The sequence below is a fragment of the Janthinobacterium sp. FW305-128 genome (assembly GCF_020858135.1).
Lineage (GTDB): Bacteria > Pseudomonadota > Gammaproteobacteria > Burkholderiales > Burkholderiaceae_D > Janthinobacterium.
Window position 1 is genome coordinate 195,928 of the sequence record NZ_JACYMK010000004.1, and the last position, 21,263, is coordinate 217,190.

At 63.8% G+C, this 21,263-nt stretch carries 20 protein-coding genes; 9 read left to right on the top strand and 11 right to left on the bottom strand.

Features of this window, described 5'->3' with window-relative positions; genetic code table 11:
- Positions 1-190 precede the first annotated feature (190 nt).
- Both IGS60_RS10765 and IGS60_RS10770 read left to right on the top strand, forming a co-directional pair.
- Complete coding sequence (locus tag IGS60_RS10765) at positions 191-658, top strand: GNAT family N-acetyltransferase (protein ID WP_230504258.1); 468 nt, start codon at positions 191-193, stop codon at positions 656-658.
- Positions 655-1,326 (top strand): diphthine--ammonia ligase, encoded by a 672-nt coding sequence (locus IGS60_RS10770; RefSeq protein ID WP_230504260.1) that lies wholly within the window; start codon positions 655-657, stop codon positions 1,324-1,326. Before IGS60_RS10765 ends, IGS60_RS10770 begins: the two co-directional genes overlap by 4 nt.
- A gap of 65 nt (positions 1,327-1,391) precedes the next feature.
- On the opposite strand, the gene IGS60_RS10775 is transcribed toward IGS60_RS10770, so the two are convergent.
- Together IGS60_RS10775 and IGS60_RS10780 are read right to left on the bottom strand one after the other, a co-directional pair.
- Positions 1,392-1,853 carry an FKBP-type peptidyl-prolyl cis-trans isomerase gene (locus IGS60_RS10775; protein WP_230504262.1) on the bottom strand — a complete coding sequence of 154 codons (462 nt, stop codon included), beginning with the start codon at positions 1,851-1,853 and terminating at the stop codon, positions 1,392-1,394.
- Between the two features lie 168 nt (positions 1,854-2,021).
- Positions 2,022-3,899 (bottom strand): potassium transporter Kup, encoded by a 1,878-nt coding sequence (locus IGS60_RS10780; protein ID WP_230504263.1) that lies wholly within the window; start codon positions 3,897-3,899, stop codon positions 2,022-2,024.
- 238 nt (positions 3,900-4,137) lie between these two features.
- On the opposite strand from IGS60_RS10780, the gene rarD reads away from it, so the two are divergent.
- Complete coding sequence (gene rarD / locus IGS60_RS10785) at positions 4,138-5,022, top strand: EamA family transporter RarD (protein ID WP_070218983.1); 885 nt, start codon at positions 4,138-4,140, stop codon at positions 5,020-5,022.
- Positions 5,023-5,109: 87 nt separating this feature from the next.
- The gene (gene ettA / locus IGS60_RS10790) at positions 5,110-6,777 is read left to right on the top strand and encodes an energy-dependent translational throttle protein EttA (protein ID WP_034752850.1); all 1,668 of its coding nucleotides are present in this window, start codon (positions 5,110-5,112) and stop codon (positions 6,775-6,777) included.
- Between the two features lie 72 nt (positions 6,778-6,849).
- On the opposite strand, the gene IGS60_RS10795 is transcribed toward ettA, so the two are convergent.
- Complete coding sequence (locus IGS60_RS10795) at positions 6,850-7,431, bottom strand: porin family protein (RefSeq protein WP_070218982.1); 582 nt, start codon at positions 7,429-7,431, stop codon at positions 6,850-6,852.
- Between the two features lie 225 nt (positions 7,432-7,656).
- Between IGS60_RS10795 and IGS60_RS10800 the strand changes: the two genes are divergently transcribed.
- On the top strand, positions 7,657-8,238 hold the full coding sequence (locus IGS60_RS10800; RefSeq protein WP_230504265.1) for a molybdopterin-dependent oxidoreductase: 582 nt from the start codon (positions 7,657-7,659) through the stop codon (positions 8,236-8,238).
- Between the two features lie 15 nt (positions 8,239-8,253).
- On the opposite strand, the gene IGS60_RS10805 is transcribed toward IGS60_RS10800, so the two are convergent.
- A complete protein-coding gene (locus IGS60_RS10805; RefSeq protein ID WP_070218980.1) occupies positions 8,254-8,616 on the bottom strand; it encodes a hypothetical protein in 363 nt (120 codons plus the stop codon).
- A 225-nt stretch (positions 8,617-8,841) separates the two neighbouring features.
- Here IGS60_RS10805 and IGS60_RS10810 point away from each other — a divergent pair, with 225 nt between their 5' ends.
- Complete coding sequence (locus IGS60_RS10810; protein WP_230504268.1) at positions 8,842-10,338, top strand: sensor domain-containing diguanylate cyclase; 1,497 nt, start codon at positions 8,842-8,844, stop codon at positions 10,336-10,338.
- On the opposite strand, the gene IGS60_RS10815 is transcribed toward IGS60_RS10810, so the two are convergent.
- The 7 genes from IGS60_RS10815 to IGS60_RS10845 are packed head-to-tail and all read right to left on the bottom strand — an operon-like array spanning position 10,335 to position 17,378.
- On the bottom strand, positions 10,335-11,162 hold the full coding sequence (locus IGS60_RS10815; protein WP_070289392.1) for a Rossmann-like and DUF2520 domain-containing protein: 828 nt from the start codon (positions 11,160-11,162) through the stop codon (positions 10,335-10,337). The two genes, IGS60_RS10810 and IGS60_RS10815, sit on opposite strands and share 4 nt — an antisense overlap.
- A gap of 9 nt (positions 11,163-11,171) precedes the next feature.
- Positions 11,172-11,759: a DUF924 family protein gene (locus IGS60_RS10820; RefSeq protein ID WP_230504270.1), complete on the bottom strand. Its 588-nt coding sequence runs from the start codon at positions 11,757-11,759 to the stop codon at positions 11,172-11,174.
- A 5-nt stretch (positions 11,760-11,764) separates the two neighbouring features.
- Complete coding sequence (locus IGS60_RS10825) at positions 11,765-12,505, bottom strand: MgtC/SapB family protein (protein WP_070313099.1); 741 nt, start codon at positions 12,503-12,505, stop codon at positions 11,765-11,767.
- Positions 12,506-12,760 (bottom strand): hypothetical protein, encoded by a 255-nt coding sequence (locus IGS60_RS10830; protein WP_046681889.1) that lies wholly within the window; start codon positions 12,758-12,760, stop codon positions 12,506-12,508.
- Positions 12,760-14,583, bottom strand: a complete 1,824-nt coding sequence (locus IGS60_RS10835; RefSeq protein WP_230504272.1) for an aminopeptidase P family protein — start codon at positions 14,581-14,583, stop codon at positions 12,760-12,762. Before IGS60_RS10835 ends, IGS60_RS10830 begins: the two co-directional genes overlap by 1 nt.
- Before the next feature lie 46 nt (positions 14,584-14,629).
- Entirely contained in the window at positions 14,630-16,693 is a 2,064-nt protein-coding gene (locus tag IGS60_RS10840) for a DUF4132 domain-containing protein (RefSeq protein ID WP_230504274.1), read from the bottom strand.
- On the bottom strand, positions 16,680-17,378 hold the full coding sequence (locus tag IGS60_RS10845) for a Crp/Fnr family transcriptional regulator (protein WP_070289386.1): 699 nt from the start codon (positions 17,376-17,378) through the stop codon (positions 16,680-16,682). The genes IGS60_RS10840 and IGS60_RS10845 overlap by 14 nt, the downstream gene beginning before the upstream one ends.
- 180 nt (positions 17,379-17,558) lie before the next feature.
- Between IGS60_RS10845 and IGS60_RS10850 the strand changes: the two genes are divergently transcribed.
- The 3 genes from IGS60_RS10850 to IGS60_RS10860 are packed head-to-tail and all read left to right on the top strand — an operon-like array spanning position 17,559 to position 21,236.
- Positions 17,559-19,490 carry an AMP-binding protein gene (locus tag IGS60_RS10850; protein WP_230504276.1) on the top strand — a complete coding sequence of 644 codons (1,932 nt, stop codon included), beginning with the start codon at positions 17,559-17,561 and terminating at the stop codon, positions 19,488-19,490.
- A 14-nt stretch (positions 19,491-19,504) separates the two neighbouring features.
- Entirely contained in the window at positions 19,505-20,320 is an 816-nt protein-coding gene (locus tag IGS60_RS10855; protein ID WP_230504278.1) for an ABC transporter ATP-binding protein, read from the top strand.
- A 19-nt stretch (positions 20,321-20,339) separates the two neighbouring features.
- Positions 20,340-21,236: a branched-chain amino acid ABC transporter permease gene (locus tag IGS60_RS10860; RefSeq protein WP_230504509.1), complete on the top strand. Its 897-nt coding sequence runs from the start codon at positions 20,340-20,342 to the stop codon at positions 21,234-21,236.
- Positions 21,237-21,263 lie beyond the last annotated feature (27 nt).

Sequence of the window (21,263 nt, forward strand, 5' to 3'; positions counted from 1 at the left end):
GACAGTCACTTGCCATAATTATATTAGCATATTTATAATATCCATCCAACTGCGGCTTGCTGCAGAGCGTAGGAAAAAGCTTGCAATTCGCTAGTGGCACGTAACACCACACTGCTCTTGTGCGCCAGCGAGTCAACATCCGGGCTCCGAAGCCGGTAAAATCACGGCCACTCTCAATCAAGGATGAACCATGATCAGCTGGCAATGGAACACGTTCGACGAACTCGGCCCCCACGATTTGTACCAGGTGCTGGCCTTGCGCCAGCGCGTGTTCGTCATCGAACAGCAGTGCATTTATCCGGACCTGGACGGCCATGACCAGCAGGCGATGCACTTGCTGGGCTGGCAAACGGTCGATGGCCAGCGCCGGCTGGCCACCTACCTGCGCGTGCTGGCGCCGGGCGCCAAGTATGTGGAAATGTCGCTGGGCCGCGTGCTGACGGCGCCCGAGGCGCGCAGCAGCGGCGCCGGCAAGCAGTTGTTGCTTGAGGGCATCGCGCGGGCCGAGCGCCAGCATCCGGGCCACGCCATCCGCATCGGCGCGCAGCACTATCTGGAACGCTTTTATCAATCGTTCGGCTTTGTCACCGTCAGCGCGCCCTACGATGAAGACGGCATACAGCACGTCGACATGCTGCGCGCGGAGCCAGCGGCATGACGACGGCCTTGATTTCCTGGAGCGGCGGCAAGGATTCCTGCCTGGCCCTGTGGCGCGCGCGCAACGCCGGCATGGACGTGCCGCTGTTGATCACGGCCATGGATGAAGATGGCCGCAAGTCGCGCTCGCACGGCGTGCCGCCGGAGTTGCTCGAAGCGCAGGCGGCCAGCCTGGGCGCGCGCCTGCAGCGCTATCACGCCAGCTGGGCCAGCTATGAAGAACAGTTCGTCGCCACGCTGCGCGCGGCCAAGGCCGAGGGCATCGAGCACGCCATCTTCGGCGACATCGACCTGCAGCCGCACCGCGACTGGGAAGAAAAAGTCTGCGCGGTCGCCGGCCTGACGGCGCAGCTGCCCCTGTGGGGCGAAGCGCGGCGCGCGCTGGTCGACGAATTTCTCGCCGCCGGCTTCAAGGCTATCGTCGTGTGCATCAATGGCCAGCACTTGCCGCGCGCATTTTGCGGGCGCGAGTTCGACGCCGCCTTTTTGGCCGACCTGCCGCCCGACGTCGATGCCTGCGGCGAAAACGGCGAATTCCACACCTTCGTCTACGACGGCCCCGCCTTCAGCGCCCCCGTGGCGCTGCGCCGCACGCAAGTGCTGCAATATGACGCGCCGGCCAAGCTGGGCGGCGCCACGTATTACTTCCAGGAGCTGGCGCCCGCTTAAACCGGGCCGCCAAAGCAAAAAGGGCGATTCCGTGGAATCGCCCTTTTCATGTGCGCTGCGCGTGCTTACTTTTTCGTCACGCTCACCAGCTTGATCTCGAACAGCAAGCCGGCGTAGCCAGGAATCTTCGGCGCGCTGCCGGCCTTGCCATAACCGAGGTCATACGGAATGGCCAGGGTGCGCGTGCCGCCGACCTGCATGCCGACCAGGCCGCGGTCCCAGCCCAGGATGACCCGGCCGACACCCAGAGGGAAAGTAAAACCGCTGCCTGCCGGGCTCGCATCGAACTGCACGCCCTTGTTGCCCGGCTTGCTTGCGTCATACAGCCAGCCCGTGTAAGTCACCAGCAAGGTGTCGCCCGCTGCCGCCGCCGTGCCGGTGCCGGTCACCGTATCGGTAATGGTCAGTTCTTTCACTTGCGTATTCGGGTCGAGCACGACCGGTTTCTCGGTGTTGGCAGCGGCACCGCAAGCGGTCAGGGCCACGGCGCAAACGAGGGTGGCGATCATTTGAAATACCGATTTCATGGTTTCCCTTTAAATATTGGTGTGTGGCTCAGCCCGTACGGTGCGGACCAGTGCGAGCAGCAGTTTAACAGGAGTCGCGCAGCCAATTTGTAAGCAGACGTAAGCACGGCGGAAGATTGCGCAACAATACAACATTGTCACAAAAACCATTCCGCCGCACTGTCGCGTCTAGATTTCCACCTGCGTGCCCAGTTCGATCACCCGGTTGCTCGGGATCTGATAGTAGTCGGCCGCCGTGCGCGCATTGCGCGACATGGTGACGAACAGGTGCTCGCGCCACGGCATCATGCCGGCGCCCGGCGTCGAAATGATGGTCTGGCGCGCAATGAAGAACGACGTTTCCATCATCTCGAAGTCCAGTCCCTGCTCGGCGCACTGCGCCAGCGCAGCCGGAATGTCCGGTTCATCCTTGAAGCCGTAATGCACGTTGACCTGGTAGCACTGGTGGCCCAGTTCCACCACGCGCACGCGCTCCGATGGCGCCACCCACGGCTCTTCATGCATGAAGACGGTGAGGAAAATGACGCGCTCATGCAACACCTTGTTGTGCAGCAAGTTATGCAGCAACGCATGCGGCACGCCATCCGTTTCGCCGCGCAGGAAGATGGCCGTGCCGGGCACGCGCATCGGCGGCGCGATGAACAGCGACGAGAGGAATTCGTTGAGCGGAATCGCATGCTTTTCCAGATTCTGGAATACCAACTGGCGGCCCCGTTTCCAGGTCAGCATGATGATGAACAGGATGGCGCCCAGCAGCAGCGGGAACCAGCCGCCATGGAACAGTTTCAGGGAGCTGGCGGCGAACAAGTTCACATCGATGATCAGGAAGAAGCCCGTGGCAGCCCAGCACAGCAGCAAATTCATCTTCCAGCGGTAGCGGATGACGAAGAAGGTCAGGATCGTGGTCGCCAGCATGGTGGCCGTGACCGCGATGCCGTAGGCGGCGGCCAGCTTTTCAGACGAACCGAAACCGACGACGGCCATCAGCACCACGGCCAGCTGCAGCCAGTTGACGGCGGGGATGTAGATCTGCCCGATTTCGCTTTCCGACGTGTGGCGCACGCGCATGCGCGGCAAAAAGCCCAGCGCGATCGCTTGCTTGGTCATCGAGAAAGTGCCGGAAATGGTGGCCTGCGAAGCGATGACGGTGGCCATCGTCGACAGGATCACCAGCGGATACACGCTCCACGCGCCCAGCTGCTGGTAGAACGGATTGGAAATGGCTTCCGGATGCGCCAGCAGCAGCCCGCCCTGGCCCAGGTAATTCAGCGCCAGCGCGGGGAAGGCGATCAGAAACCAGGCCATGCGGATCGGCTTCTTGCCGAAGTGGCCCATGTCGGCATACAGCGCCTCGGCGCCCGTCAGCGCCAGCACCACAGCGCCCAGCGACAGGAAGGCGATGCGGCCATTATCCAGCAGGAAGGCCACCGCATGCAGCGGATTGATGGCGGCCAGAATGCCCGGCGACTTGATGATGTTGACCACGCCCATGCAGGCCAGCGCGACAAACCAGATCAGCATGATGGGAGCGAAGAAGCGGCCGATACCGGCCGTGCCGTGCGACTGCACCGAATACAGGGCCACCAGCACCACGATCGTCAGCCACACCACATAGGGACTGAAGGCGGGCGTGGCCACTTCCAGGCCCTCGATGGCCGACAGCACGGAAATGGCTGGCGTGATCACGCTGTCGCCATAGAACAGGGTGGCGCCAAAGACGCCGATCACCATCAGCGGTACATGCCAGCGCGACGACTTGCTGACGGACGACAGCACCAGCGCCATCAGGGCCATGATGCCGCCCTCGCCGCGGTTGTCGGCGCGCAGCACCAGGGTCACGTACTTGAGCGAGACGATCAGGGTCAGGCCCCAGAAGATCAGCGAGACGATGCCCAGCAGGTTGTTATGCGTGACCGCCAGGCCGTGGGCAGGATCGAAGACCGTCTTCAGGGTGTACAGCGGACTGGTGCCGATATCGCCGTAAACGATGCCGACGGCCGCCAGCGTCAAGCCGACCAGGCCGCTTTTTTTGTGTTCCGACGTCAAGATTGCACCCGTTTTTGTTTTGTTGCATCGCACAATATGATAGGTATTAGCAAATAGCAAGAGTATTTTTGCATGGTTCCGCAGCTGCCCCAAAGTCGTGGTTTTGTGCCGCTCCGCCTTGCTGCGCGGGCTTGCGGCCATTGATTTGTTGCCATTCTACGCTTCGCCAGCGGCGCCGGGCAGCCCCCGATGTTTTCAGCCATAATGACAGACTGTCTACTCTCCAGCGAAGCCCATCATGAATCCAGGCATGTTGTACGCCTCCCTCGCCTTCCTGTGCTGGGGCCTGTTTCCCCTGTATTTCCACGCCATCGGCGAGATTGCACCACAGGAAATCCTGGCGCACCGCATGGTCTGGTCGCTGTTGTTTCTAGGCATCGTGCTGACCGTGCGCCGCCAGTGGAGCTGGCTGGGCGCCCTGAAAGGCCAGCCGCAGGTCGTGGCCAGCTTCGTCGCCAGTGCGTTCTTGCTGTCCGCCAACTGGTTCATCTATATCTGGGCCGTCAACAACGGCCACGTGGTCGACGCCAGCCTCGGCTACTTCATTACGCCCCTGATCAATGTCATGCTGGGCTTTTTGCTGCTGCACGAACGCCTGCGCCGCCTGCAGTGGCTGGCCATCGGCCTGGCCGCCTGCGGTGTCGCCTGGCTCACTTGGCAGGCGGGGCAAGTACCGTGGATCGCCCTGCTGCTGGCCGCCACCTTCGGCGGCTATGGCTTGCTGCGCAAGACGGCCGCGCTGGGCGCGCTGGAAGGCTTGTCGTTCGAAACCCTGATTTTATTTCCCCTGGCGCTGGCCTACATGCTGTGGCTGGCCTGGCATGGCCAGAGCGGCTTCGTCAATACGGATTCCACCGCCACGCGCGCGCTGCTGCTGGCGTCCGGCCCCATCACGGCCATTCCCCTGCTGCTGTTCGCCGCCGGCGCGCGCCGCCTGCCGCTGGCCGTGCTGGGGCTATTGCAATACATCGCCCCCACGGGCCAGCTCCTGATCGGCGTATGGGTCTTCCACGAATCGTTCACGCCCGAACGCATGCTGGGCTTCCTCGTCATCTGGACGGCGCTGGGCCTGTATGCGGCCGAAGGCCTGTGGAGTAGCCGCCGCGCGCGCCTGGCCGCCTGATCGGTCCGTTCCGGCAGCGCGCAGCGCTGGCCGGAAGCGGGCGTTTACCGTATCCTGTCCGTCTTTGTATATCACCCGAGATTTCTAATGGCAAATTACGTCTACACCATGAATCGCGTGGGCAAAATCGTCCCGCCCAAGCGCCAGATTCTGAAAGATATTTCCCTCTCCTTCTTCCCAGGCGCGAAGATCGGCGTGCTGGGCCTGAACGGCTCCGGCAAATCGACCCTGCTGAAAATCATGGCAGGCATCGACACCGACATCCAGGGCGAAGCCGTGCCGATGCCGGGCCTGAACATCGGCTACCTGCCGCAGGAACCGCAGCTGGACCCGGCAAAAACCGTGCGCCAGGAAGTCGAGTCGGGCCTGGGCGAAGTGTTTGAAGCGCAAGCCAAGCTGGAAGCCGTGTACGCCGCATATGCCGAGGAAGACGCCGATTTCGACGCCCTGGCCACGGAACAGGCACGCCTGGAAGCGATCATCTCGACCTCCGACGGCGGCAATCTGAATCTGCAGCTGGAAATGGCCGCCGACGCGCTGCGCCTGCCGCCGTGGGACGCCACCATCGGCGTGCTGTCCGGCGGTGAAAAGCGCCGCGTGGCGCTGTGCAAGCTGCTGCTGTCGAAACCGGACATGCTGCTGCTCGACGAGCCGACCAACCATCTGGATGCGGAATCGGTCGACTGGCTGGAACAATTCCTGCTGCGCTTCCCCGGCACCGTGGTAGCCATCACCCATGACCGCTACTTCCTCGACAACGCGGCCGAGTGGATCCTGGAGCTGGACCGCGGCCACGGCATTCCATGGAAGGGCAACTACTCGACCTGGCTGGACCAGAAGCAAGCCCGCCTGAAGCAGGAAGAAGCGACGGAATCGGCGCGCCAGAAAGCGCTGCAGAAGGAATTGGAATGGTCGCGCCAGAACCCGAAAGCGCGCCAGGCCAAGTCGAAAGCCCGTCTGGCCCGCTTCAACGAGCTGTCCGAGCACGAATACCAGAAGCGCAACGAAACGCAGGAAATCTTCATTCCCGTGGCAGAGCGCCTGGGCAATGAAGTCATCGAGTTCAAGAACGTGTCGAAAGCGTTCGGCGACCGTTTGCTGATCGATAACCTGAGCTTTACCGTGCCGCCAGGCGCCATCGTCGGCATCATCGGCCCCAACGGCGCCGGTAAGTCGACCCTGTTCAAGATGATCACCGGCAAGGAAACACCGGACAGCGGCGAAGTGGCCATTGGCCAGACGGCGCGCGTGTCCATCGTCGACCAGAACCGCGACAGTCTCGCTGACAACAAATCCGTGTTCGAAGACGTCTCCGGCGGCGCCGACATGCTGACGGTCGGCCGCTTCGAAATGCCGTCGCGCGCCTACCTGGGCCGCTTCAACTTCAAGGGCTCGGACCAGCAAAAGCAAGTGGGCAACCTGTCCGGCGGTGAACGTGGCCGTCTGCACCTGGCGAAAACCCTGCTGATGGGCGGCAACGTCCTGCTGCTCGATGAACCGTCGAACGATCTGGACGTGGAAACCTTGCGCGCGCTGGAAGACGCCCTGCTGGAATTTGCCGGCAGCGTCATGGTCATTTCCCATGATCGCTGGTTCCTCGACCGTATCGCCACGCACATCCTGGCGTTCGAAGGCAATTCGCAGGTCACCTTCTTTGACGGCAACTATCAGGAATATGAAGCCGACAAGAAGAAGCGCCTGGGTGAAGAAGGCGCGAAACCGAAGCGTATCCGCTACAAGCCTTTGACCACGTAATTTAGGTCCGGCAATGCAAAAAGGCAGTTACCTCGCGGTAACTGCCTTTTTTTTCAGCAAACTTCCAGTAAATTAGAAGTTGTAGCGTGCGCCCAGTGCCAAACCGGTGGCCTTGCGGCCCTGGTCGGCGCTCTTGCCGAAGTGTTCCACTTCCGCCGTCAGCGAGACTTTCTCGTTGATCGCGTACTGGGCACCGACGGAAGCGTACACGCCCGTCTTGTCGTTGCCGCTGATGCCGGTCGACAGGCCTGTGCCGCTCAAGCTGTTCTTGACCTTGGCCACGCCGAGCTTGCCGAACACGCCGACTTTGTCGCTCACGGGCATGGTGGCCTTGCCGGCCAGGTAGTAACCGTGCGAATCGCTTTTCACGGAACCGTTGCCGGCGCCGGTGACATAGCTGTAATCCTTGCTGCCGAAATCGGCGTAGCCGCCCTCGACCGCCCAGGTTTTATCGAAATCGTAACCGGCGAAGATCTTGGCGCCGGCCTTGTAGCCGCTGTGATTATCGGCGCTAGTGGCGCCAGGGATATCGAAGTTGTAGCGGTTGCCCGTGACACCGGCGCCCACATAGGCGCCTTCGGCGTGCGCGGCGCTCATGCCGGTCAGTGCAGTAACGGAAGCGATCATTGCAAACAGGATTTTCTTCTTCATCATGTTCTCTCTCTCAATTAGTGAATGGTGCCTGGATTCGCAGTTCAGCGAAGTGCGATGAGTACACAATAACAGCCGAAAAAAGCTACGTCTTTCTCCATTGCGTAAGAACTGTGACAAGATGTAAGCGGAAATTGCAAACTGACAATAACCGTAAAATGCGCACCGTTGAACGAACTTAAGCTAGACTTAAGTACATTAACGATTTTCAGTCCGAAGGAGCAGTGCATGCACAAACGCCAGTTTCTCGCCGCCGCCATGGCGGCGGCCACCCTGCCGGCCATCGGCCGGGCGGCGCCCGCCGGCCTGCGCGGTCCTGCCCTGCTGACCGTCACGGGCAGCGTCGACAAGCCGAACCGGGGCCCGTTCGACGCCGTGCGCGACCAGATGATGCACAAGCAGAAAATCAGTTTTGAGCGGGCGCGGGCATTCGACTTTGCGGCGCTGACGAACTTGCCGGCACACACGATTCGCCCCACCCTGGAATACGACGGCAAGGCGCATGCGCTGCGCGGTCCGCTGCTGGTCGATGTCTTGAAGGCGGCGGGCGCACCCGAGGAAGGCGAGGTCCGCCTGCTGCTGCGCGCCGTGGATGGCTATGCGGCGGCGCTGACCATGGCGCAGGCGCGCGCACAGCGTTTTATTGTCGCCACCCACCTCGATGGGCAGCCGATGGCGCTGGGCGGCCTGGGGCCGCTATGGGCGATCCACGACGCGGACCGCATCGCGGCCGTGGCGGCCCTGCCCCTGGCCGAGCGCTTCGCCAACTGCCCGTGGGCGCTGTATCATATCGGCGTGGAGGCGGGTTGAAGCGGTTGAGATAAATTACGCGTAGGCTTCGGCCATCGACATCACCCGTGGCGCGATGGTAATGCCGTGCTCTTCGAACAGGGCCGTGATGGCCGCCAGGTTGTGCGTGCACTCCTCGGTTTTCCAGCCCTTGAAGATATCCGTGCCATCCTTCTGGAAATGCAGGTCCAGCACCTTGCCCGAATCCTTGTGCAGGTAGGGCGAACTATAGGTGTTCTCGAAACCGAGCGCCTTCAATTGCTCCAGCAAGGCCAGCGGCGGATGGTCGGGATCGGTGGCAAGAAAAATGCCGAAGGTCTTGCCTGGCGGCTTGGCGGCGATGTCGACCTCGTAGATGCCGGGGGCCTTGCTAACGGACGTACTCTTTAAAAATAACATGCAACACTCCCTGCGCGGAATGTCCCGCGCCTGAAACGGGCGGCAAGACAGGGGGCGATGCGCAATGATTCCCCTCATCAAATCTTATTGCTAATTTGCATCTTTGTCGACAAATCGGCACTTTTATTTGGTAAGTCGTGGTTATCTTGTCGCGTTCGCCAGCATAAATTGTCAATAAAACCAGTTATCATTGCGCCAATATCCGCCCTGCTGCATACTTTTAGCTTGCCTCACCATGGCCTTCCCGCCTGCCACTACCTCGTCTCCATGCGTCTTCTGTCGATCAAATACCGCCTGCTCATCCTCCTGACCCTGATCCTGGGGGCGGGCTTCATGGCCACCAGCCTGGCCAGCTACCTGGCTTCGCGCCAGGCCATCGAGCACGGCATCGCCGACCAGACCTTGCCGCTGACGGGCGACAATATTTACTCGGAAATCCAGAAGGACATGCTGCGCCCCGTCTTCATCTCCTCGCTGATGGCGCACGACACCTTCGTGCGCGACTGGATACTGGCCGGCGAAAACAAGCCGGAACAGATCGTGCGCTACCTGGCCGAAGTCAAGAAGAAGTACGGCGCCATCACCAGCTTTCTCGTCTCGGACAAGAGCAGCAAATATTATTACGCGGAAGGCACCTTGAAATCCGTCAGTCCGCAAGCGACGCGCGACATCTGGTACTACCGCGTGCGCGCCATGGACAAGACCGACTATGAAACGAATGTCGACGTGGACATGGCCAACCGCGACAGCATGACCATCTTCATCAACCACCGCGTGGTCGATTACGATGGCCAGTTCATCGGCGCCACCGGCATCGGCCTGACCCTGGCCACCATGAGCCACATCATCGACCGCTACCAGGCGCGCTTCCACCGCAACATCTATTTTGTCGATGCCGCCGGCTCCCTGGTGCTGGCAGGCAAGAGCGTGCGCAACGGGCACGGCAACATCCGCAGCCTGCCCGGCGTGAACGCCATTGCCGAGCAGATCATCAACCACCGCAGCGAGCCGACGCATCTGTCGTACCAGCTGGGCCGCGCGCAAATCCTCGTCAACTCGCGTTTCATTCCCGAACTGGGCTGGTACCTGGTGGTCGAACAAAACGTCAGCGACGAAGTCCAGTCGCTGCAGCGCGTGTTCATCTTCAACCTGGCCATCAGCTTTGGCGTCACCCTGCTGGTACTGCTGCTGACCCTGCTGACGGTGAACCGCTACCAGCGCCGCATCGAGCGCATCGCCTCGACGGATGCGCTGACCGGGCTATTGAACCGCCAGTCGCTGGAATTGCTGTTCCAGCGCGCGATGTTATTGTCCAAACGCAATGAGCAGCCGATGTCGGCCATCCTCTTCGACATCGATTTCTTCAAGCGCGTCAACGATACCCACGGCCACCTGTGGGGCGACAAGGTCATCCGTGGCGTGGCGGACGTGGCGCGCGCCACCGTGCGCGAAAGCGACGTCATCACGCGCTGGGGCGGCGAGGAATACCTGGTGCTGCTGAATGACTGCAGCCTGGCCAAAGCGGCGGAAGTGGCGGAAAACCTGCGCGCGGCCGTCGAGCGGCACGATTTCGGCCTGCCCGAACCGCGCGTCCCCGTGACGATCAGCCTGGGCGTGACCGAGTACCGGCCGGAGGAAAGCGAATCGGCCTTCTTTTCGCGCGCCGACAGCGCCTTGTACCAGGCCAAGGAGCAGGGCCGCAACCGCCTGCACACCGCTTAAAGCGCAGACTTGCGCCGGGCCAGGTCCTGCGTGGGCGCCACCAGCGCCCGGTACAACTCGCCCGTGGCCGCATCCCAGCTTTGCACGGCCAGCTGCTGACGTTGCACGGTGGCCGAATCGCCGCGCGCGATGGGGCCGGACAGCGCGGGCGCGGCCCCCAGGCGAAACACGTTCGCCACCGCTTCCGTCACCAGCGGCTGCGCCAGTTCGCGCGCCACCGGTTCGGGAATGCCGGCCGCCTGGTAGGCGCGCAAGGCCGCGTCGAGCACCGTCACCAGGTAATTGCTGGCGAAGACGGCAGCGGCGTGATACAGGGTCTTGGCGGCCGGATCGATGGGCACGGGGCGCGCGCCGATGGCGATCAAGGCCGGCGTGAGGAAAACCAGCGCCAGCGGGTCGCCTTCCACGCCGCAAAACGTGCCGTCGAAGGTGGCGGCCACCTGCTGCGGGTCGGCAAAGCTGCGGATCGGGTGGGCGCTGGCGACAAAGGCACCGGCCTGCGTGGCCGCCAGCAGCACGTTCGAGGCCAGCGCACCGCTGCAGTGAAACACGATGGCGCCCGCCTGGCGCCCCTCGGCCACCAGCGCCGCGCAGGCCGGGCCGATCTGGTCGTCCGACACGGCCAGCATGGTGACGTCGGCGTGGCGCAAGGCCGCATAACTGTCGACGGGGGTGCCGGCGCCGATAAAGTCCACGGCCGTCTGCGCCGACGCCATCGAGCGCGTCAGCACATCCTGCACCGCAATCCCGTCCACGCCGGCGAACAGACGGCCCAGCACCTTGCCCACGTGGCCGGCGCCGATGATATTCAATGTCACGTTCATGATGATTGTCTAAAAGCTCGATCCCGGCTGGCGCAAAAATTCCACTTCTTCCGGGGTCGAGGGGCGACCGAGGATGGCGTTGCGGTGCGGGAAGCGGCCGAAGCGGGCGATCACTTCCTGGTGGCGCTCGGCGTAGTCGAGCATGCTGTCAAAACCGGGCTGCGCCTGCGACAAGCGCTGGAACAGCTCGACGGCGCGCGCCTGCATGGCCAGGTCTTCCGCGTGTTCGAACGGTAAATACACGAAGGCGCGCAGCATCGGCGGCAGCTGCTGGTCCAGCCCCTGCTGCGTCATGGCGACGGCCAGCGCCAGCGCCCAGGCGTCGCCGGCAAAGGCGCGCGGCGTGCCGCGGTACACATTGCGCGTAAACTGATCGAGCACGATGAGGCGCGCCAGCGCGCCGTGCGGCGTCGCATCCCATTCACCCAAGCCGCCGGCTATGGCGGCATCGATCAGCGCGCCGAAACGCGCGCGTATCAGCAAATCGAAACCGTCATCCTTGCGGAACCATTCCATGCGCGCCTGGCCGTGGCCGGGGTGATCCGGCGGCAGGAACCAGAAATCGAGTACTTTTTGAGCCTGGGGGTCCATGTCCATCCTTTTCAGTTGCGTGCATGCGACAGCTGGAAGCCGGCGATGCCGTCGAAGGCGGCCAGTTCGGCCGACATGGCCGACAGGCTGGCGCCCGTGTTCTTGCCATGCGCGATGGCGACAAAGCGCCATTCCTGCATGCCGTCCGTGCTGCCGATGGTCAGCGAGCCGCCGGCGATGTCGTAGCCGCGCTTGGCGGCCATGCGCCGCAGCGCATCCTCGCGCGGAATGAAGCCTTGCTTGAAGCGCATGGTGATGGCCACCGCGTGGCGCGACGGCAGCCAGTTCTCCAATTTTGACAGAAAAATCATCGCCATCGCGCACAGAAAGGCCAGGCCCATGGCCGACAGATAAAAGCCGATGCCCACCATGATGCCGATCACGGACGAAGCCCAGATCGAGGCGGCCGTCGTCAGGCCGCTGATATTGAAGCCCTCGCGCATGATGACGCCGGCGCCCAGAAAACCCACGCCCGTGACGATGCCCTGGATGACGCGCGTGGGATCGCTGCCGACGATGGCGCCATGGCCGCCGTACCAGAACTCGGGATAGCCGCCCAGCACGGTCAGCGCGGCCGAGGCCATGCACACGAGGCTGTAGGTGCGCATGCCGGCCGCGCGCCCGTGATACGAACGCTCATACCCCACCAGCAAGCCCAGCAGCAGCGCGCCCAGCAGGTTCAGCAGGATTACGCCATTCGTCGCCAGCTCGGCCGGCGACCAGTAGGCGCGCAGGAAGTCGATGGTCGGCATTTAATCCTGGGGTTTTTTGGTCAGCTGCTTTTCAAACGCCACGTCGAGCTTGCTGACGCGGCGCGCCTTTTGCGGTCCCAGGCCATTGACGAAGGCGACGAAGGCGTCGAGTTCCAGCGGCGGGCACAGGGGCGGCAAGCCGGGGCCTTCCGTGAGGAAGAACAGTTCATCGCCCGTGCGCGCCATCGTGTAGAGGCGGTTGCCGGTGCGTTCCTTGAGCCGCTCGATGGCGGACGTGGCGCGGGTCGAACGCATCAGATGGCTCCCGTGCGCTGTTCCAGCCACGCCAGCGCAGGCGCATCGGCCGGCGCCGCAAGGTGCGGCGCCAGGCGCGCACGCACGGTGGCGTGATAGTCGTTGAGCCAGGCCGCCTCGTCGTCGCGCAACAGCGAGCGTTCCACGCAGCGCGTGTCGATCGGGCACAGGGTCAATGTCTCGAAGCGCAGGAATTCGCCGAAGGGCGTCGTCCCTGCGGGAATGTTGAGCACCAGGTTCTCGATGCGGATGCCCCACTGGCCGGGACGGTAGATCCCCGGCTCGATGGAGGTGATCATGCCCGGTTCCATCGCCGTCTGCGGCTCCGGCATGGCGGACTGCGAAATCGATTGCGGCCCTTCGTGCACGTTCAGGAAGAAACCCACGCCATGGCCCGTGCCGTGGCCAAAGTCGATGCCTTCGGCCCACAGGGGCGCGCGGGCAATCGAGTCGAGCATGGGCGACTTCACGCCGCGCGGAAACTGCGCGCGCGACAGGGCGATCATGCTGCGCAAGACGAGGGTGAAATCGCGCCGGTGTTCTGCCGTGATCGTGCCGACGGGGACCACGCGCGTGATGTCCGTGGTGCCGCCCCAATACTGGCCGCCCGAGTCGATCAGCAGCAGGCCGTCGCCTTCGATGGTGGCCTCGCTGCCCGCATGGGCGTGGTAATGCATGATGGCGCCATGCGCATTGAAGCCGGCGATGGTGCCGAAACTGGGGCTGACAAAACCGGCGCGGCGGGCGCGGGCGGCCGTCAGGTGTTCGTCGACACCGATTTCCGTCAATGGCGCGCGTTGCGGGTCGGCCAGGGTGGCGTCCAACCAGCTGAAAAATTCGCACAGGGCGGCGCCGTCCTGCTCCATGGCGGCGCGCACGTGCGCCGCTTCAGCGTCCGTCTTGCGCGACTTGGCCAGGGTGGTCGGGTTGATGGACTCCACCACGCGCACGCCGTCGGCCACGGCCTGGCGCGTGCCGAACGTGATGCGGCGCGGATCGAGCAGCAGGGTGGCGCCGGCCGGCAGGGCGGCCAGCGCGGCGGCCGCGCGGTCATACGCGGCCACGTCCACGCCTTCGCTCTCCAGCGTGGCGCGCAGGGCCGCTGGCAGCTTGCCGTCGGCGACGAACAGGGTGGCGCGCTCGGGGCTCACCAGCGCATGGGCGAGGAAGACGGGGTTGTAGTTGACGTCGGCGCCGCGCAGGTTGAACAAATACGCGATATCGTCGAGGGTGGAAATGACGTGGTGGCTGGCGCCGTGCGCCGCCATGCCGGCACGCAGGGCCGCCAATTTTTCCATGCGCGACAGCGTTGGATACGCGGCCGCATGCTCGTACACCGGCGCGGCGGGCATGGCCGGACGATCCGGCCAGACGGCTTGCAGCACATCGGTATCCGTGCGCAGGGTCACTTGCGCGCCCAGCGCCTGCTGCAGCAGGCGCGCATTGGCCAGGCCCAGCACGGCGCCGTCGACGGCCACCGTCTGCCCCGGCCGCATGGTCTCGCCCAGCCAGTCGATATACAGCACGCTGGCGCCGGACGGGATTTTCTTCAGGACGATGCCGCTGCCGGCCAGTTCGTCTTCCGCCTGCTCCCAGTAGCGGCCATCGGTCCACACGCCGGCGAAATCCTGCGTCACCACCAGGGTGCCGACGGAACCCGTAAAACCCGACAGCCACTCGCGGCCCTGCCAGCGGGCCGGCAGGTACTCGGACAAATGCGGGTCGGCCGATGGCACGATCAGGGCATCGATGTGCTGCGCGCGCATGGCGCCGCGCAGCTGCGACAAACGGGAGGCGGGAGTGGATTGGTCTGGTGTCTGCATGGGAGCGAAAATGGAGCGGTGCTGGGAAGCGTCTATGATACCGCGATTAGCAGCCGGGTTGCACTCGCTGCAACGCCAGCAGCGCCCCGGCGGCGGCGGCGATTTTTTCCAGCAGCGCCTCGTCGTAGGGCAGCCACGGCACGGCGCCCAGCTTGTTCCCCTGCGCTACCGCCTCGATCACCGCCTCGGCGCCATCCTTCGTGACCCTGCCGGTGGTCAGGTGGATCGCATGCCGGCCCACCATCAGGTGGCGCGCTTCGAGCGTCATCCGGCCATCCTCGATCTGGTCCGCGAATACCTGTTCCAGCACGGCGCGCCGCATGCCCGCCATCGGCCCCGGTGCCAGGTTGGCCAGGTAAAACAGGCGCTGTTCGCGCTCCACGCTTTGCTCTTCCTCCACCAGCGCCAAGGCGCTGACGCTGACCAGCAGGTCCACCGCGCGGCACGCTTCCGAATACGCCACCGGCGCCATCGGCATCATCTGCGCGGGCGCCAGCCCGTTTGACGTGCAGGCGCCGCCCGCCCCCGGATACACGTGTCCCTCGATGCGCAGCGACACGCGCCAGGCACCGAACTGGCGCGACAGGCCTTCATCGTGGTCCAGGTGCCAGCCTTCGCGGCGCGCCAGTCCCAGCAAGGTGGGCAGCGACAGCTGGTAGCCGGCAAATGGGGCGCCGCCGTCGCCGGGCGGTGCATATATTTCGCGATAAACCTGGCGCAGCGGCTGGCGCAGGCGCCGCCGCGCGAGCAGCGCTTGCCAGGCGGCGCGCTCTTCCCCGCTGCCATGCAAGGGGTGCCACAGGCCGATCTCGCCTTGCTCCGGCACATCCACCGGCTGCCCCTGCGCGTCGATGGCGCCCTTCCCGTCGAGCATGAAGGCCAGCCCATCGCCCGTGCGCCAGACCAGCGCGCGCGCCACCGCGTCGATATCGGCATCGTCGCGCAGGCCACGCCATTGGTCCAGGCCAAACCACACCTCGCTGGCGTAGCCCGCTTCCAGGCGGCGCGCCAGCATAGTCTGGCGCCGCTTGCCCATGGGACCCGGCATGCCGATCCTCCAGGCGATATCGGGCCGTTCGGCCAGCGCCCGTTCGGCCGGTTTCAGATTGCGTTCCAGTTTCTTGCGGATGCCCGCATGGCGCACCTGGGCCAGCGCCGCGCGCAGGGCTTGCAGGCTTTCGGGCGTGGGAATGGTTTCCACCGCATGGCCCAGCGCCATCGCCAGCGATTGCGACGGCGCGCTTTTGGCCGCGCCAGGCGCCACGCATGCCAACGGCAGCAGGACGGTAATCACGGGCCTGAACCAGGCATCGTCGCGATAGGACGCCACCCGCGCGGCGCGCGCCAGCACCGGAGAATCTGCCGTGGCAAAGGCGGCATCGGCAGCATACGGCACGCTGCCGTCATGGATGGCGGCGATATGGCGCGCCGCCTGCTCCAGTATCGTGCGCGCAAAATCGACATACACCGCATCGTCGGCCAGCACGTCGGCGGGATCGGCCTCGCCGATGCTGTCGCGGTTCCAGTGGCCGCTGTAGCGCGAGCCGGCCAGCGCCAGCAGCGACGTTTTCGCCAGCTGCGGCAGCACGGTGAGTTCCTGCAAGGTCAAGGGCATCGGGTAGCGCGCATGACGCTCATCCATCATCTGCCCGAACTGGGTTAGGGCGTCGCCGCCGGCCAGCTGCGCCAGCAGCCAGGCGGCAAAATGCTGTTCGCCCCAATGCTTCGGTTCATCGAGGATGCGCAGCGCCAGCTGCGCGCTGCCTTCCGGTGGCGCGCCGCGCAGGCAAGCCACGCAGCCGATTGCGTAGTCCCAGTCGTGCACGCGGGCCGCGTCCAGCGCATCGAGGAACATCTCGCCTGCCAGCGCCGGTGCCAGGTTCATGCTGCTCGCTTGCGCCAATAGCGCCAGCGCCAGTTCGCGCCGAGCATAATCGTCATGGCCGAAGCCCGCCGCGCGGTGCAGCGCACCCCAGACGGCGCCCAGTTCTTCCGGTGTCCAGTCGCTGAAATCGACCGGCGGCCCCGCGAAACGCGCATGGTCGACGGCAGCGCCCTCGAGGCGTGCACGCAGCGCTGCGGCACGGCTGGAGATCTCAGTCTCCATCATCGGCCTCGTAGCGGCGCAAGCCTTCCAGGTCCAGCACGCGGATGCCGCCGTAATCGAGGCGCAATAAACCCTTTTTTTCCAGCACCTGCAAGGCCTGGTTGGCGCGCTGGCGCGAGGAACCGGACAGCAGGCCGATTTCTTCCTGCGACAGCTGCACCAGGGTGTCCACGCTCGGGTACAGGTGCGAGTGGAACATCGAGGCCAGGCAGCGCGCCACGCGCGTGTTCAGGTCGAGCAGGCGCTCGTTTTCCATCATGCCGATGAACTGGCCCAGGCGCTCGTTGAGCTGCATCAGCAGAAAGCGCGTGAATGGCAGGCTCGTTTCCAGCAGCCAGTGGAAGGTGGTGGCGGGCAGGCGCGCCACGCGCGTATCGCGCACGGCGATGGTGTCGTATTTGCGCATCTCGCGCTTGAGCAGCGAACCTTCGCCAAACCAGCTGCCCGGTGACAAGCCCGTAAACGTCATGGCCTTGCCGGAAGCGGAAAAATTATTCATCTTGACCATGCCGCTGATGACGCCGATCCAGTTGTCCACCGGCTCGCCCTTGCGGCAGACAAAGCCGCCTTTCGGCACGAAGGTTTCGAACACATCCGCCTCGACCCGGGCCATTTGCACGGGGTCGAGCAGCTGCGCCCAGTGGGCCGCGCGCACGGCATCCTTGAGGCTGATATCAGGATTGATCATTGTGCGATGCACCATCGAAAAGTGGGTAAATGTCCCCGAAAAGACAACTCGGCAAACTAACGCAGGCTACTATCATTGCACAAACGCCTTACACATAAAAAACACAGAGCGCCATCCAACGAGGTGGGGCCTGAGACAAGCAACAGGGAGACACTGGTGCAAACGCATACCACAGCAGCAATGCCGACTTTTCCGCGGCGCTTATTGCAACACGGGACAGTACGATCCGACAAGCCCGCATTTCGCGAAAAACACCTGGGCATCTGGCAAACCTGGACCTGGTCCGAGGTGAACGAGGAAGTGCGCGCGCTGGCCTGCGGCCTGGCCGCCGTCGGCTTCCGGCGCGGCATGAATCTGGCCATCATCGGCGACAACCGTCCCCGCCTGTACTGGGCCATGCTGGCCGCGCAAAGCCTGGGCGGCGTGCCCGTGCCGCTGTACCAGGACGCGCCGGCCGCCGACATGGCCTACGTGCTGCAGGATGCGGAAATCCGCTACGCCATCGTCGAAGACCAGGAGCAGGTCGACAAGCTGCTCGAGCTCAAGGCCCTGTATCCGCACGTCGCCCACATCGCCTATGACGATGAACGCGGCATGCGCCATTACCGCCAGCCGGAGCTGACGTCCTTTGCCGCCCTGCAGGTGCTGGGCCGCGCCTACGACCGCGAACACCCGGGCTTTTTCGACGCCGCCGTGGCAGCGGGCCAGGGCAGCGACTCGGCCGTGATCTTGTACACCTCGGGTACCACGGGCAAGCCGAAGGGCGTGTGCCAGAGCCATACGGCGCTGCTGGCAGCCGGCGAAGGCGGCGTCGCCTTCGACCAGCTCACCGACAATGAAGACATCCTGTCCTACCTGCCCATGGCGTGGGTCGGCGACTGCCTGTTTTCGCTGGCGCAGGCCATGGTGGCCGGCTTTACCGTCAACTGCCCCGAATCGGGCGACACGGTGATGATCGACATGCGCGAAATCGGCCCCACCTGCTACTTTGCGCCGCCGCGCGTGTTCGAAAACATGCTCACCAGCGTGATGATACGCATGGAAGACGCGAGCAGCATCAAGCGCCGCATGTTCAGCCATTTCATGGACGTGGCCAAGCGCTGCGGCGCGCAGATTTTGGACGGCAAACCAGTCTCGCTGACGGACCGTCTCAGCTACAAGCTGGGCGAGCTGCTCGTCTACGGCCCCCTGAAAAACGTGCTGGGACTGTCGCGCGTGCGCGTCGCCTACACGGCCGGTGCCGCCATCGGCCCCGACCTGTTCCGCTTCTACCGCTCGATCGGCGTCAACCTCAAGCAGCTGTACGGCTCCACCGAAACCTGCGCCTATGTGTGTTTGCAACCGGACGGCAATATCAAGTTCGACAGCGTCGGACTGCCGGCGCCAGGCGTGGAAGTCAGGCTGGCGGCCAATGGCGAAGTGCTGGTCAAGTCGCCCGCCACCATGAGCGGCTACTTCAAGCGTCCCGACGCCACGGCCGAAGTGATCGACAACGACGGCTACTTCCACACGGGCGACGCGGGCGTGTTCGACAGCGAAGGCCATTTGAAAATCATCGACCGCGCGGCCGACGTGGGCAAGATGAATTGCGGCGCCATGTTCGCCCCCAACTACATCGAGAACAAGCTCAAGTTCTTCCCCTTCATCAAGGAAGTGGTGGCCTTCGGCCATGCGCGCGACCAGGTGTGCGCCTTCATCAACATCGACATCGAAGCGGTGGGCAACTGGTCCGAGCGGCGCGGCATCGCCTACTCCGGCTACACGGACCTGGCGGGGCGCGCCGAAACCTATGGCCTGATCCGCGACTGCATCGAGCAGGTCAACGCGGAACTGGCGGCCGACCCCTTGATGGACCGCACGCAGGTGCACCGCTTCCTCGTGCTGCACAAGGAACTCGATCCGGACGACGACGAACTGACGCGCACGCGCAAGGTGCGCCGCAAATTCATCGCCGAAAAATACGCGGTGCTGATCTCCGCCCTGTACGAGGGCAAGGCAACGCAATACATCGAGACCCAGGTGAAATTCGAGGATGGTCGCCTTGGCTCGACCAGCGCCAACCTGCAGATCTGGGACAGCAAAACGTACCGGCCCCAGGGCCTGGCCGCATGATGGAGCACAGCACGATGCAAATGAACGAACCCGACGCCCATTTCGGCACGGCCCGCAAGACGGGCCCCGTGATCCTCGACCTGAAGAACATCTCGCTGTCGTTCGGCGGCGTGAAAGCGCTGACCGACATCTCGTTCGACGTGAAGCAGCATGAAATCCGCGCCATCATCGGTCCGAACGGCGCGGGTAAAAGCTCGATGCTGAACGTGATCAATGGCGTGTACCGCCCACAGCAGGGCGAGATCATCTACCGCGGCGAGCACCGGCGCGGCATGGATTGCTACGCGGCCGCCAAGTCCGGCATCGCGCGCACCTTCCAGAACATCGCCCTGTTCAAGGGCATGACGGTGCTGGACAACATCATGACGGGGCGCAACCTCAAAATGAAGTCGAATTTCCTGCTGCAGGCCCTGTACTTGGGACCCGCGCGGCGCGAGGAAATCGAGCACCGCAAGAAGGCCGAGGAGATCATCGACTTCCTGGAAATCCAGGCCATCCGCAAGACGCCCGTGGGGCGCCTGCCCTACGGCTTGCAAAAGCGCGTGGAGCTGGGCCGCGCGCTGGTGGCCGAACCGGAAATTTTGCTGCTCGATGAACCGATGGCCGGCATGAACGTAGAAGAAAAGCAGGACATGTGCCGCTTCATCCTCGACGTCAACGACCAGCTGGGCACGACCATCGTGCTGATCGAGCACGACATGGGCGTGGTGATGGATATCTCCGACCGCGTGGTGGTGCTCGACTACGGCAAGAAGATCGGCGACGGCACGCCCGACGAGGTGCGCAGCAACCAGGACGTGATCAATGCCTATCTCGGCGTGGCGCACTAGACAAGGAATAACAATGAATATCAATTTTTTCTTTGAAGTGCTGATCGGCGGCCTGCTGTCGGGCGTCATGTATGCGCTGGTGGCGATCGGTTTCGTCCTGATCTACAAGGCCTCGGGCGTATTCAACTTCGCGCAGGGCGCGATGGTGTTCTTCGCCGCCCTCACCTGCGTCGGCATCATGGACAAGTTCGGCCTGTCCTTGTGGCTGGCCATCCCGCTGACGATGGTGACGATGATCGTGCTGGGCATGGCGATTGAAAGGGTGGTCTTGCGGCCCCTCGTCAACCAGCCCGAAATCACGCTCTTCATGGCCACCATCGGCCTGACCTTTTTCATCGAGGGCCTGGCGCAGCTGATGTGGGGCTCGCAGGTGCACAAGCTGGACCTGCCCATCGAAGACGTGCCGATGCCCTTCCTGATGGACCATTTCAATATCATCATCTCGCAGTTCGACATGGTGGCGGCCGGCATCTGCGCGCTGCTGGTGATTTGCCTGGCCTTGCTGTTCTCGAAGACCAAGGTGGGCCGCGCCCTGCGCGCCGTCGCCGACGATCACCAGGCGGCGCTGGCGGTCGGCATTCCGCTGCAGCGCATCTGGGCCGTGGTGTGGGGCGTGGCGGGCCTGGTGGCGATGGTGGCCGGCTTGCTGTGGGGCGCGCGCAACGGGGTGCAGTTCGCCCTCACCTTCATCGCCCTGAAAGCGCTGCCCGTGCTGATCCTCGGTGGCTTTACGTCGGTGCCGGGCGCCATCGTCGGCGGCCTGATCATTGGCGCGTCGGAAAAGCTGGCCGAAGTCTACCTCGGCCCCATGGTGGGCGGCGGCATCGAAGGCTGGTTCCCGTATGTGCTGGCGCTGCTGTTCCTGCTCGTGCGCCCGGAAGGCCTGTTCGGCGAGAAGATCATCCGTCGAATATAAGGCCCCAAGAGCATCGTAGGTCGGATT